The following is a 14971-nucleotide window of genomic DNA, read 5'->3' on the forward strand; positions in this document are numbered from 1 at the left end:
GCTCTTCGCTTAAGTCAAGGCGCTTGAGCATTCTTTCCATTTTGTGGTTCATGCCATGCTCTTTATAGTGCGGCCCTGCTGTCGCAACCGCTGCAGACCCTGCGATGACCATCGCTAAACTCAAACCTAATAACTTCTTCTTAGTAAATAGACGATTACTCATGATTTCTTCCTCTCAATGATTTTTTTAATCGATTTGTTATCGACTGATAATCATTGTATTCATTGCTATGTAAATCGGGGTCTAGTAAACGTAAAGTCTCTGTAAAGATTAAATAGAAGGTAAAAAGCCTATGCTAGACTTCAAACAATTCCGTAAATCAATAAAGGTTTGATATGAGTGCCAATATATTACTCATTGAAGATGATACCGAGATCAGTGAGCTTCTAAGTAGCCTGCTAGTACAAGAAGGTTTCACCATGACCACGGCATTCGATGGCGTCGAAGGTGAACGCTTGGCTTTAAAAAGTCACTACGACGTTATCATTCTCGACATCATGCTGCCTAACAAAGATGGTTTAAGCGTGTTGCGTGATATACGCGGCCAAATCACTAGCCCAATATTAATGCTCACCGCAAAAGGTGATGAGCTAGACAGAATCATAGGCTTTGAGATGGGCGCCGACGACTACCTTCCCAAGCCATTTAACCCACGAGAGTTGGTGGCGCGAATCAAAGCATTGCTAAGACGCGTGGAGATCGACCAAGGCCAGACAACAAACCAGGCTAGTGAGCTGGTTTCAGACAAAATCAAGCTAAAACTAAAAACGCGTGAAGCCCTAATTGAGGGTGAAGAAATAGAACTTACCAGCAGTGAATTCAATATTCTGCACGCACTGATGCGCAACGCCAATGAAATTATGACCAAAGCCGAGCTAACCGAGCTTGCTTTAGGGCGAAAGCTAACACTCTATGATCGGGCCATTGATATGCATATGAGTAACCTGCGTAAGAAACTCGATAGCGAACACATCAAAACCATTCGTGGCAGTGGTTATTTATTCCAAGGTCAGGTGGAGACGCGTTAAGCATGACTCAATCCATCTTTAAACATCGCTTGTTTTGGAAGATTATTCTGATCTTCTGGCTAACCACCTTTGCGACCATTCTCGCCAATATCTGGATCACCAAAGAAATCGTCGTCAATGAATTCAAGGTCGAGCAAGTAAAAGACAAGATGCGCTCACTCGCACCCGAAGCAATAGAGGTATACGAGCAGCAAGGAGGCAAAGCCCTAAAACGCTGGTACCGAAAACTGGCCCGCCGCGAAGGCATACGCGTAGTGTTATTACATACTGACGAGACGCCGGTAATTCCACACCGAAAGCCAAGGTATCATGATGACGACGATGATGATGAGCATCACGATCACGATGACAAACCCTATCGAACACACTTGCTAAATTTGGCCGACCAACAAATATCCTCACCAAACGGGCAAAGTTATATCTTGCGAGTCATGCCTTCGCGCTATATACAGTCCCGCTTCAACCCGGAGTCTTTGCACGGCTATCGTCTACTGGCATCTTGTATCATCATATTATTAGGTTCACTGTGGATAGCACGCTCTATCGCCAAGCCTATTCGCGTGTTACATCAAGCCAGCCTTGAGATATCCCAAGGAAAGCTCGACATTCGCGTCAGTCAGGATGTTGGCAAACGCAAAGATGAACTAGGGCAACTCGCCACCGCATTCGACCAAATGGCTGATAAAGTATCTGACTTAATTAGCAGTCAGCAGCAACTTTTTCGTGATATTTCGCACGAAATAAGAACCCCACTCACTCGCCAAAAACTCGCGATTGAACTCGCCAGATCAGTTGATGACCCAGGCAAGTTGTTAGACAAAATCGAACACCAGAACCAGTGTATCGAAGAACTCATCAACCAACTGCTCACCTTAATGCAAACTGACAACCAGCAATTGACGCAGATGGAGAGCCTGCCCCTGTCACAACTCTTGGGCCGCATTACCGATGACGCAGAACTCGAACTAAAAGAAAAAAACCTGACACTAAAAACCGATTTACAAAGCGATGCGCTCATCAAAGGTGACGAGCCCTTGCTAACCCGGGCATTTGAAAACCTGCTAACAAACGCCATCAAATACAGCCCCAACGATGCCAACATCGAGCTCAAGCTCTATGAGGGCTCTGGCAATCTTCATATAGAGATTTTGGACGAAGGCCCCGGCATTCCAGAAGAAGAGCTCAAATCGATCCTCAAACCCTTCTACCGAGCTGACAAAAGCCGTAACCGAGGCACGGGAGGCTTTGGATTAGGTCTCGCTATTAGCTCGCAAATTATTAAGAAGCACAATGGTGTGATTGAGTTGAGTAATCGGGAGGTTAAGGGGCTTAGGGTTGTGGTTATTTTGCCGAAGAGTTGAGAAAGTTTTTAAGGGCCCGAAGGCCCTTTATGTAGCCTCTAGGCCCAAGCCGTCGCTATTGCTGTATCGACTTGGTTTTGCTCATCAGAATTCAGCGATATGCTGCCTCCTGAAGGAGCTCCGAACGAAGCCATCGCACTTACAAGCTGTTCAATATTAATAGCATCAATGGCTTGGCCACCCGCCTCAATTGAATCCAGCTTAAACTTATCTGCCTTGTACCAGTTATTAACTCGAACGTGGTCTTCACTTCCCAGCACATAAATATCGAGATGGTTGTTCGTCTTTTTGAACCATACATCATCGACATCACCTACACTTTCCAAACTAAGTTTGTCAGTATCAGTCGCGAAGTTATTTGAAGCGTTATTAATACGATCATAGCCATCACCAGTTTGGTAGTAATAGGTATCATGGCCTTTACCACCCACCAACAAATCGTTACCTTCATTCCCGTAAAGCTTATCAGAGCCATTAGCACCTTTTAGTGTATCTGCTCCCAAGCCGCCATATAGAGAGTCGGCACCGCCACCACCGTGTAGCGTGTCGTTGCCTTCATATCCATATAGAACGTCCTTTCCACCTTTGGCTGCGAGGTTATCGTTATTATTTCCACCCTCTAAAGTTTCTGCAGCACCAGTTCCAACAATAGTAATTGGATCATCCTCAGTTGAGTTTACAGTTACTGCGACGGTTGAATTGGCGACTCCACCATTACCGTCCGAAACTTCGTAGGTGATTGAATCTTCTCCTACGAAATTAGCGCTAGGCGTATATGAGATAGTTCCATCACCATTGATAGCTACGACACCGCTAATCGCCGCAGCAGCCACAACAGATAAACTATCACCATCAATATCACTATCGTTCACAAGAACATCGATAACAACTGCCGTATCTTCATCAGTAACAGCTGTATCAGATATTGATACCGGCGCATCATTTTCAGGGTTGACCGTGACGGATACCGATGAGGTCGCCGTGCCACCGTTACCGTCTGAGACCTCATAGCTAATGCTATCAAGACCATTAAAGTCTGAATTTGGCGCATAACTTAGTGTGCCATCGCCATTTATCGCAACTGCACCGTTTGACGCTGATGCTGAGCTAATGCTCAAACTATCTCCGTCGATATCGCCATCATTCGCTAACACATCAATGGTGACAGAAGCATCTTCCTGCGTTACAGCGGTATCGACTACAGCAACTGGTACATCATTTTCGGGGTTAACCGTGACGGATACCGACGAGGCCCCCGTGCCACCGTTACCGTCTGAGATTTCATAGCTAATGCTATCTAAGCCGTTGAAATCTGCATTAGGTGTATAGTTCAGTGTGCCATCGCCATTAATCACAACAGCACCATTTGACGCTGATGCAGAGCTAATGCTCAAACTATCTCCGTCGATATCACCATCATTCGCTAACACATTAATGGTGACAGACGTATCCTCCTGTGTTGCTGCCGCATCTGCAACAGCAACAGGCGCATCATTTTCAGGGTTCACTGTGACAGAGACTGACGAGGTCATGGTGCCACCGTTACCGTCTGAGATTTCATAGCTGATGCTATCTAAACCATTGAAATCTGCATTAGGCGAGTAGCTCAGCGTTCCATCGCCATTAATTACAACAGCACCACTTACCGCTGATGCAGAGCTAACGCTCAAACTATCACCATCGATATCGCTGTCATTCGCTAACACATCAATCGTGACTGACGTATCTTCCTGCGTTGCAGCCGTATCGAATACAGCAACAGGCGCATCGTTTTCGGGGTTAACCGTGACGAATACCGATGAGGCCGCGGTGCTACCGTTACCATCTGAGACTTCATAGCTGATGCTATCTAAACCGTTGAAATCTACATTAGGTGTGTAGTTCAGCGTTCCATCACCATTGATGAGAACCGAACCATACGAGGCTGAAGCAGAGCTAATGCTCAGACTATCACCATCGATATCGCTGTCATTGGCTAACACATCAATGATAATGGAAGTATCTTCCTCGGTGTTTGCTGTATCCGCTAGAGCGGTAGGTTCGCTATTGCTCGAACTACTCTCGTCAGTCGCTAATGACTCAATATGATCGATTGAATGTGTGATATCCAAATCATCGAAATACACTACTACTTTTCGTTCCGGTGACTCATACCAGTCTTTAACGGTTATCTGATCAGACGTTCCGATAATAGAAACCACGAGGTCATTGCCTTGCTTTGCATAAGCCACATCCGACTCATTAACCTGGTAAAGCCATATCTCATTATAGTCGCTTCCAGTATTGTAAATGACATCTTGACCAAAACCAGGGTCGAAATCATAGTCATCTTCACCCGAACCGCCGTACAAAGTATCGTTCCCAGCACCGCCAACTAAGATATCGTCGCCACCTTCACCATACAGAGTATCATCGCCTTCAAAACCTGCGATCCAGTCATCACCAGCACCACCTAAAAGTGTATCAGCCTGACTAGTTCCCTCAATATCTTGATCAACCGGAGCGTTAGCCAACATGTCTGTGATGTCGTTTTGATTCCAAACTGTCCCGTCAGCAAAACGAATTTCGTCAACGGGTGCGGTTTCACCTATGCCCTGCCCTTGGTATGTCAAAGGTTCAAAATAATCTGCCAACGTGACGACATAGCCATTATTTCCGATTTCTAATTCGAGACCATAACCATTAGCATAAAAATTAATATCGTCGGGAGAGATGCCTTCCATAAACTCCAGTACATCAAAGTCACTTGCGCTTCCACCTGGCCCCCCTGAAAAGCTAGCGCCATAATGACCCGCTTCAGAGCCGTTGTAGATAAAGGTGTTTACGCTGTTTATACCGACACGATAGGTATCATCACCATCACCGCCAAACATAAAAGCACGACCATCATAATTGTCGTTGCTCATATTTCTCGACTCCAAAATGTCATCCCCTTCGTTACCAAATAGCAAACCGTCACCGATTATCAAATCGCCACCACTACTACCCACTAACTCATCAGAACCACCAAAGCCAACGATGATATCTCGCCCCCAAGACCCATAAACGACTTCTTGGTCTCCAGTACCCTCAATAAAATCGTCATCATTCGTACCGATATAATCGCCACTCCCGTTAGGTTGATCTACAACGTTAAATCCTGCTGGAGCTTGCCCATCGTATGAGAGCGGAAGGTCTTCAACGTTTGCCTGAACATACGCAGATTCCCAGACAGTATTATCGGCAAAGCGTATTTCATCAATTACGCCACTTGGGATTCCTGAGTCGAAATAGTTCGAGACAATGACATTCTCACCCGTTTCAAAAGAGATCATTAAATCATCACCACTTTGGTGAAGCGCAGCATTTTGTGCGCTTAAATCATTCGCTATTTCAATGATGTTAAAGTCTTCTGAAAAATCAGAAATACGAGATACTCCAGAACCTGCGTAGATACGATATACATCGCCCCCAAAGCCGCCCATTAGACGATCATTCCCTTTGCCACTAATCAGGGTATCTTGGCCGTCTCCACCATAAAGTTCATCATCACCTGCGCCCCCGTCTAAAACGTCATGCCCCTCTCCGCCTCGAAGAATGTCATTATTTGCTTTGCCATATAGCTGATCATTCCCGGCACCGCCTTCAAGTTCATCAAATATTGCGGCATCATCCGTGCCGTAAATTAGATCGTCACCCTCAGTGCCTAAAGCATAATTCCAAGATTCCGTTTCGTTACTCCTAATTACGACATAACCTGAACCATTATAGTAACCACCAGAAATATCAATGACCTCGCCTATCGTATCGGTAATTTCGACCTCGGTGTCATTCACAAGCAAGTGATCAAGTTGATAGCGCCAATTTCCATAGTCTCTATCAAAATGCAAACTGACCTCAACAGACCAGTCCAAAGCCTCGCCAGCGCTAATAAATAGTGAGTGTCGACCTTTCATTCTAAATTCAATGTCACTTGCGTCGATATCACCCTGAATGTTTAGCGTATTTAAGCCACCACCGAATACCACTTCATCATGGCCTTCACCCACATTCATACTAACGGTATCATCGCCATCGCCGGCATTAAGGTAATCATTCCCGGCACCGCCATTCAACTCATCATTGCCCTCACCACCATAGAGCCAATCATTACCAGAATTACCAAACAATTGGTCAGCGCCCGAATAACCTAGCAACGAGTCGTCACCTTGCCCACCGCTGAGGTGGTCGTTGCCTTGACCTCCGAAAATGCTGTCATTCCCTGCCAAACCATCAATTTCGTCATCAGCATCACCTGCAACAAAATAGTCGTCACCTTCGGTAATAGAATTAATGATCAAAGCATAGATATCTGTTTCAGCCCATTCGGAACCATCAGAAAACTCGAAAGTAGATACTTGGCCGGTACTGGTCGTATCGTCACTAGAGTTTGAAAAGTAACGTGCGACAGTAAGAGTTTCACCTGTAGATTTGACAGTAATAAGCAGGTGGTCACGATAACTATTATGGGTATCCTTAACACGCTCTAACTCGAGATCATTCGCTTGAATTGACTCATCAAACATGACGGTATTACTCCCGACAAGGCTTGAATTACTATCAAAGTCGATAATGTCATGACCGGACCCAATGCCGTATAAATACGTATCATTGCCTAAACCACCTGTTAGGGAATCGTCCCCCGCACCACCATCTAAAGTATCATTGCCGGTACCTCCATTTAAGGTGTCGCGCCCTTCTCCGCCTAAGAGTATGTCATCACCGTCCAAGCCATTTAGATTATCATCTCCCGCCAATCCACTTAGCGTATCAGCGTCAGCTGTCCCCTGAATGGTATCGTTGCCCGCTGTTGCCTCAAATGTTTTAGTTCGAAGCTCAGAATCTGACCATGTTGACGAAGTTGCATCAAATTGAATCGAGAGACTTGTTCTCTGGCTTGGATCCGTATCGAAAAAGCCAAAGACTTCGATTGTTTCTCCGCTGGCAGTCAGGGTTATGATCAAATCATCGTCGCTATTCACCAGGTCTATTTCACTTGGGTCAACCGTCTCGGAAAATATGAGTAGATGAGACGCTTCAGCACCTTCTGCACGAATTTGATCATTCCCATCTCCCAAAGCATAGTGATAGATATTATGGCCCGCACCTCCGTATAAATAGTCATCGCCATTACCGCCAATTAAGGTGTCATCACCATCATTTCCATATAATGTGTCTTGCCCATCCCCCCCATTTAGCTCATCACTCCCTTGGTTTCCAGACAATATGTCATTACCTTCATCACCGAAGAATTGGTCATTCCCCTCTTGACCTGTGATCGTATCATTGCCCGCAAGCCCGCTAATGACCTCACCTTCTGCACTCGCTTGAACGACATCGTCATACGGTGTTGCAGCCTGAATTCGGCTTCGCACTTCATCGCTGTCCCATGAAGTACCGTCGGAAAAGTTAATCGCTGTTAAGGCGTAATTAGGGTCATCTTCTTTAAAGAAGCTTTCAACGACGATGCTGTCATCATTGCCAAGAACAAGCTTTAGATCATCACCACTTCGTGTCACATAGCTGGTCTGGGCAGCAATCGACTCATCGAAAACAAGGACATCTTGTCGACCTTCAGTTTCATCATAGGTCGAGATATAGTCAGCACCATCACCCAGGCTATACAGGTAGGTATCATTTCCTGCTCCGCCAAAAATGACATCGTCTCCTTCTCCTCCTGCAATAACGTCATCACCGACATCACCATACAGATAATCATCCCCACTATTGCCATTGATTGCGTCGTTATCATCACCACCATAGACATAATCCTGGCCGTCTCCGGCATCAATAGTGTCGGCACCACTGAACCCATAATAGTGCTTCGAGCCTACGCCGTCCGAGGTGATATGGTCATCACTATCCGTTCCTAGGTTAGTTCCATTGGACAAGTTGTCGACAATGAGAGATAAACTTGAACCATCAGCAAATCGAGCTTCACGGATGTACGAGAAAGTCGTCTGCGACATAGCGATCACATCACTTTCATTCGAGCCATAATTTATCTTAATAAAACTGTCGCTTGTAGGATCTTGAGAAGAAGGTCTCGCATAGGTATAAATATCGCCAGCATTCAAACCACCCTCAAAAGCTAGGATATTGATGCCTTGGGTATCAGTAATATAGATCGTACCGTCACCGGGCTTCACGATAAAGGTATCATTACCCGCGCCTCCGTCTAAGCGGTCTGTACCCGAGCCTCCAGATAAAACGTCATCACCTTTTCCACCCTGGATCTGGTCATTACCTGCGCCGCCATATAATTGATCATCACCTTCACCGCCGTAAAGCCAGTCATGCTGCTCCCCGCCATTAAGACGGTCATTCCCTTCGTCGCCATAGAGAACATCACTACCTTCATCACCATTAATTGTGTCGGAGCCCGTTCCCCCATAAAGCCAGTCAGTCTCACTCCCACCATGAAGCGTATCATTTCCACCATTGCCGTATATTGTATCGACGCCAGCACCGCCTTTTAGGGTATCGTTACCGCTCCATTCTTCTTGGAATTCGACATAATCATCAGCCGTAATTAAGCGCTCTACACCCTCCTTATTGGTATAAGACAGATACTGACCTTCAGCTGTGAAAAAGCCATTGTCGTTGGATTTATCACCTTCGATGTAGTCATCTCCATCACCACCGTCAATCGTATCATCACCCGCTTCACCCAAGATGATATCGTCCCCCTGACCACCATCAATGGTATCGTTATAGCTCAGGCTTTCATCCAGACGGTCAATATGATCTGTGATGGTAAAGATGCGAATATCACCACCTAAACCAGGCTCAGTATAGCGAACACGGTTACCGGCGGAGTCTCCCATAATAAAATCATTGTCGGCACCACCATCAATAACGTCATTACCTTCGCCACCATATATTTGGTCCTCGCCCGCACCACCCGATAGTATGTCGGTGTACTTGCCTGAAGAGATTCGGTCATTTCCGGCCCCCCCGTCGACGATATCTACATCACCGACATCAGTTCCGGCTTCATTGAGCACTTCGCCCGTTTCAGCATCAATATTTATGTAAGGGCCATTGCCAAAGATGAAGTCGATACCTTCTCCACCCGACAAGGTATCGGACCCACTGCCGCCAACCAAGGTATCATTACCCGTTCCGCCAACAAGGTTATCTTTACCAGCATGACCGAATAGCTCGTCGTTACCTTCGCCACCGAGCAGGTCATCATCACCTAGATTACCTTTCAGTACGTCATCTTCTACACCGCCTTTTAGATAATCATTGCCATGACTGCCCCAGAACTCCCAGTCATTGCCGGCGTATCCATCGTTATATAAGTCAGCATCATATAAGCTGGCATCATAGAAAATATTATCTTCAATAGTAGCCGTTCCACCTCTACTGGGAGCCCAGTTGTTAACACCATCGTAGTTATGGCCTGAACCGACGACGATGTCTCCACCTGCGGGGCTTGGTTCAGGTTCGTTGTTTTCAACATTAATACCGAAGCGGGAAAAGTCTGATTGAGCGATGACGTCGACAATATCCCCATTAGCGCCTACGGCTCTAAAGCCTGACACAGTGAGTTGATAGCGATAGGGATCGTTTTCATCTAATGCGTTTTTATATGAGTCTTCTGTACCAGAAACTTTTTCTAGAGCAGTGATGGTTCGACCACCAATTATGAGGGTGTTTATTCCTTCAGTATCTTCAATCCTGTCGTAGCCGTGACCTTGTGTGAAGTGGTAGGTATCGTTGTCTGCTCCGCCGACTAAGAAATCGTTTCCAGTGCCGCCGTGAAGGTGGTCGTTTCCTTTTCCGCCATCTAGAACATCTTCGCCCTCTCTGCCAAATAAAATGTCATCACCGCCATTTCCATATAGGTGATCATGATACTCTCCGCCCTCTAATCCAGAAGTATCATTGTCTTCTGTCCCGAAAGTATATGTATTTACCTTATCTGCGAAGAGGTAGTTTTTAGCTATATCTCCAGTTTGCAAGTCCTTAAAAAGTGCGTATTCAGTCCCCAAGCCGTCCCCATATGGAAGGTTCTCTCGGTTTTGTGAAAGTGTTAGCTCATAAAAATTAAGCCTATCAACCCAATAGGGTTCGGAATAAGTATCTTTAGCATAGCGATCTGATTCCCTGATTTCCGAAGAAACAGCACTTGCCAGTTCAGGGCCCATTAGGATGAATGGCAGATTATTGATCACACTATATCGGGCTAATCGGGCGTCCAGATCAAAGTAACCGGATTGATTAAGCCAGTGCTCTAATTGCTCTCTATCCACTCCTCTAGCATCAGCAACAGTCGAAAAGTGTATGCCCTGACTCAACAGCGTATGATGGAAGTCAATATACCCCTTAAGACCATCTTCTACATTTTCACCTAATATATCCGCTACAGCTTGAAAAACCTCAGAGTATCTTTGAGCTTCGTGAGGAGCGCTGCCCTCTAGTATATGATTAACTTCCACACGACTAATAGTCCCTCCTTCCATCCCCCCCTGATCATTGAGTCTGCCACCGCTAAGTATCGAAAACAGACTAAACGCTAAGGCATCCTTTGCCGGTGTTGTCGCGTCCGGCTGATCATTGTTTGCATTTAAATACTCTAGATAAGAAGCCGTTAATTGGGAACCCGCTTCGAGGAGGAGGGGAAGTCTAGAAAAGTTAAGTCCTGTAGAGAGAGCCCCTATTGCCGCACCAAGCCCGAATACTGTCACCGCTCTCTCAGTCGGGTCAGTTACATCAAGTACCGTTTCTGCAACGTTATCCAGAACCCAATCTCTTAATTCCGTATATTCACTTGATTTAAGGGGGAAGGCCTCAATCAAGGAAATTCCTGGTAATATAGTAAATAATCTCGCCATCGCCTCCATTTCACTGATTTCTTGATCACCACCACCCAATAGGCCATTTGTTCCAGAGCTCAAAGCTTGAACTAACGGCAAAATATCATCCAAATTAAAATAGTGATGGTTGGCTTGAGAATCTATTAATACACTGCCATCCTTCATCTGTAGCTCAATGGTTGCTAAGGAATGAGCATCGAGGAAGAACTCTGCTTCAGTTGATGAGCTAAGTTGATAGTTAGATGTCTGACCTCCGACATGCTCAGAGAGCTGGACGACTAGATCTGAGGGTTCATAATAGTGATAGATATCTGCGTCTGCGAGGAGGTCTTTATCATAATCAGAATGTTTCGAATCTAGACTAGCTTCTCCACCTAAACCATTGAAGGTTAATAGGTCTATTTGATTAGCTGCTAGTTTTCCCTCGCTCACTATTTCGTAAGCAGCATACTGCGCCAAAGCTCCACCAAGACTATGGCCAGTTACAGTCAGTGTGGCAATATCACCAACGTCGAAGTTAATATCATTAAACATTTCAAATATTTGTTGTCGTACACTCTCCCATTGACCGTAGCCCAGGCTGGATACATTCTGATACCAATCTTGGGAACCTTCAGTACCTGCAAAAGCCAATACATAATTTCCCGTACCATCTGAATAAAGGGCCGCTTTAAGTCCCGTTTGTTCTATTGTCCAGATCCCATTCTCAACAAACTCATAACCAAGATGCTTAAGAAACCCACCCCCTGCATCTAACTCATAAGCGCCTTTTGCTGCATAAAATGCTAACTCGAATTCTTCCCTTTCTATCATCAGTCATCTCCTTTGACTTGTTATCACTATCTAAACGTCCTTATCAATATTTTTCGTTTCAAAATAGGCACACACATTGAATAATTTGAGGTGTTGCCTGTACTCCTTATTCTTAATCGGCCTATACCCTCCAGAACCATAAACAACCCGACATCCATCAGGAGCTGTGCTAACTCCACGCCCCCCTACCATATCTATTGGCAACTCTTGCTCTGGTGTTACTAAATAATACAAAGCCCAAGGAGCTCCCTTACCGCTGCCGTGCTGCTCAACAAATAAACCAACATTAGTAGGCGCTATAACAGACGAACCAGCCTTAGACCAAGGACCTAAACAATAGTCCTTTACCTTTAGCGTCCAATCTTTACGACCTAACCACCAAACGCCAACTCCAGGACATGGTTTATACTGCGTCATATAAGAAAAATACCCATCAAAATATGGATAGTACAATGCAGTACCATTAATTGAATTAACAACATCAGGCTCGGAACTTAGTTCTTTGTAGCTAACACCATCTGCATTAACTAACTCTACACTGTCAAACTTCTCTCCAGTCGAACTTAACTTCACTATGAACCCATCTTCCCTTAACAGTTCCCTGATTCCTTTGCGCTGTTTAGATTTACCTGGCCTCGAGTAGTATCCACACCTAACGGCTGAACGTAATCGTCCATTCAGTTCAGAACCTCGCCGAGAAACAATCTTAAAATTTCTAGGTTGATATTCGAACTCTAGCGGCTCTGAAGAAGGCCATGAAGAGACAAATAGAGTGTCATTGGAAAAGCAATATCGACGGAGCTTCCTCTTTTGACTTTGGGTATCTACCAATTTCGTATAAGAGCCATCCGTAACATTCACAAGGTATAAAGCTTTTTCGTTTTCAATCTCTGCCATGGTGACTATTTCATTGTCACTTACCCAGTAGATGCCTCCGTGTCCTGACCGTGCACTCCATCCGAATTGATCAACCTTGATATCCTCAAACTCAGTAAAGAAGCTGTCATCAGGTAAATACTGAACATCTGTGCTGTAATAGCGAGACAACTCCAAAGTTCCATAAATACCAATTGGTGCGATTGATAAGATCGTTATTTTCTTAAGCCATTTAAGTAATACTCTTAACATTTACCAGACCTCCTACCCAAGCCGACAGAACTAGCCTCCAACAAAAGCACTAAGCCCAACCCAAATCCCAACAAAAAATAAAATCATAAGAGATAAAACCAGAAGAATGGTGTACACAATTGATGCCTTAAAAGCCTTCCAATAGCTTTCCCTAAAAATCCATTTAGCAAGCAACACCTCTGTCGCAAAGCCAATCAGTGCACTCAAATTTGAATAGTTTTCCACGTAGAGGCCTATAGGCTGCTCCATGCCGTAAATGACTTGGGTCGTTGCAACATAAAGCACCTGGAAAACCACTCCAAGCAGAATCAAGAGCACCCAGAAGTAGGCATACTCTTTGAATATGGCGTTTTCAAAAACGATTACCTTCTTGGTCACCCAAGCATAAAGAACGGGCGCTAATATAATTGCTAGCAAACCAACGACAAGATAGGTGAGAAATGCGACTAATATACCCATATTTTCTTCCTTAAAATTTTCAATTCATTCCGTTATCGGTCGTTAATACTAAGCCACCGCAGCGACTAAGCGTTCAAGCTCTTTGATTCGACTCGCCTTTTGCTTAACGAGTATTTCTTCGTGAATCTTTAATACAATACTTTTTAAGAGTTCCGTTGTGGTTTCTATCTGAGCCCTAGCTTTAAGCACCTCTATCTCTTCAGCCACGTAACGCCCTTTTAGTGATATTCTTTTATTCGCTCGACCTTTTGCCAAATCACTCTTAAGCAAAGGTAGTAAATCCTTGGGCGCAATCGAGTTCTCATAAAAAGCATGAATGTAGTATTTAATCAGGCTAGGAATAAAATCAGCACTAGCTCCGAGACTATCGCTAGCCAAGTTTAGGACATCAACTAAGTGAGAGGGCACTCGGCCTTCCACTGATTTACGCTGCTTATCTAACTGCTTCTTAATAGCTGGAGTAGATTGATGAGGAATCGCAGCAACACTATCGCAGGCATCACAAACACCCGCCAATATGTTCTTAACACTACCACTGTCATCACTAAAGGGGACGTCTCTCAACTTAAACGTGGAATTTTGTACTGACTCACAGGTATGACAAAGAACCTTTCCCACATCACCCTCTTTTAATATTTTCATAACTGGCCTCATTGATGCACACTTATAAACACAGCATTTGGTTCTATAAAAAACCACTTTATATACCATGACTGGCGCCGATACCGAGTCTTAATAAGGTGCACATTTATACTTTGATCTTTATGATGCGGACTGACCTCGTAGTCGTCTCCTCGAGTATGCTTAATGATTTCTGCTAGCTCTTCGATCGAAACATCACCTACTTCCAACAAGTTCTTAATCTCGATATTGTTTCTGGCTTCATGCAAAACATTTCCATCATATATACATTGCAGGATCCGCTTTTTAACGTCCTTGAACTTATTCATTGCCCCCTCACAGAATAATTGTACGACATTATACGTACCTATATCAATTCCTGGTATCTGTGTCTGAAAAGCTGTCAGACCTACTTCCCAGGCCTACCCGATCCTCTATTCTCGACTCTTCGACCCATACGCCTTTCAATCTCATCTACAAACTTTCCTGTGCCTGTTAGTTGACACCGCTCCACTGCGACTCCTAAATCATTCTTTGCTTCAATCAAGACCTCCAAATAGTGCTGGTCATCTTCATCACACAAAAACGCTGCCGTCTTATCATGTCCTCGCTGGACAATATGATGAGGGCAGCTTGACACTATCAGGCGCTTTCCTCTCGGCATAGCTCACCTCCTTGTTTGCTATACAGACTGAATCAAAAGACTTCACATCTATT

At 44.8% G+C, this 14971-nt stretch carries 8 protein-coding genes; 2 read left to right on the top strand and 6 right to left on the bottom strand.

Features of this window, described 5'->3' with window-relative positions:
• Positions 1-336 precede the first annotated feature (336 nt).
• Together A3766_RS11305 and A3766_RS11310 are read left to right on the top strand one after the other, a co-directional pair.
• Positions 337-1029, top strand: coding sequence for a response regulator (locus tag A3766_RS11305; protein ID WP_068508125.1), 693 nt, complete (start codon positions 337-339; stop codon positions 1027-1029).
• A gap of 2 nt (positions 1030-1031) precedes the next feature.
• Positions 1032-2390, top strand: a complete 1359-nt coding sequence (locus A3766_RS11310) for a cell wall metabolism sensor histidine kinase WalK (RefSeq protein WP_068642221.1) — start codon at positions 1032-1034, stop codon at positions 2388-2390.
• Positions 2391-2428: 38 nt separating this feature from the next.
• Here the strand turns inward: A3766_RS11310 and A3766_RS31990 are convergent, their stop codons facing one another.
• From A3766_RS31990 to A3766_RS11340, 6 genes are all read right to left on the bottom strand, one after another.
• A complete protein-coding gene (locus A3766_RS31990) occupies positions 2429-12046 on the bottom strand; it encodes a tandem-95 repeat protein (protein WP_068642223.1) in 9618 nt (3205 codons plus the stop codon).
• Between the two features lie 30 nt (positions 12047-12076).
• A complete protein-coding gene (locus A3766_RS11320) occupies positions 12077-13174 on the bottom strand; it encodes a hypothetical protein (RefSeq protein ID WP_068508131.1) in 1098 nt (365 codons plus the stop codon).
• 30 nt (positions 13175-13204) lie between these two features.
• Positions 13205-13633 carry a hypothetical protein gene (locus A3766_RS11325; RefSeq protein WP_068508133.1) on the bottom strand — a complete coding sequence of 143 codons (429 nt, stop codon included), beginning with the start codon at positions 13631-13633 and terminating at the stop codon, positions 13205-13207.
• Positions 13634-13681: 48 nt separating this feature from the next.
• A complete protein-coding gene (locus tag A3766_RS11330; RefSeq protein WP_068508134.1) occupies positions 13682-14275 on the bottom strand; it encodes a hypothetical protein in 594 nt (197 codons plus the stop codon).
• A gap of 8 nt (positions 14276-14283) precedes the next feature.
• On the bottom strand, positions 14284-14583 hold the full coding sequence (locus A3766_RS11335; RefSeq protein ID WP_068508136.1) for a hypothetical protein: 300 nt from the start codon (positions 14581-14583) through the stop codon (positions 14284-14286).
• A gap of 80 nt (positions 14584-14663) precedes the next feature.
• Entirely contained in the window at positions 14664-14918 is a 255-nt protein-coding gene (locus tag A3766_RS11340) for a hypothetical protein (protein ID WP_068508138.1), read from the bottom strand.
• Between the last annotated feature and the right edge of the window lie 53 nt (positions 14919-14971).

This window comes from Oleiphilus sp. HI0132 (assembly GCF_001635845.1).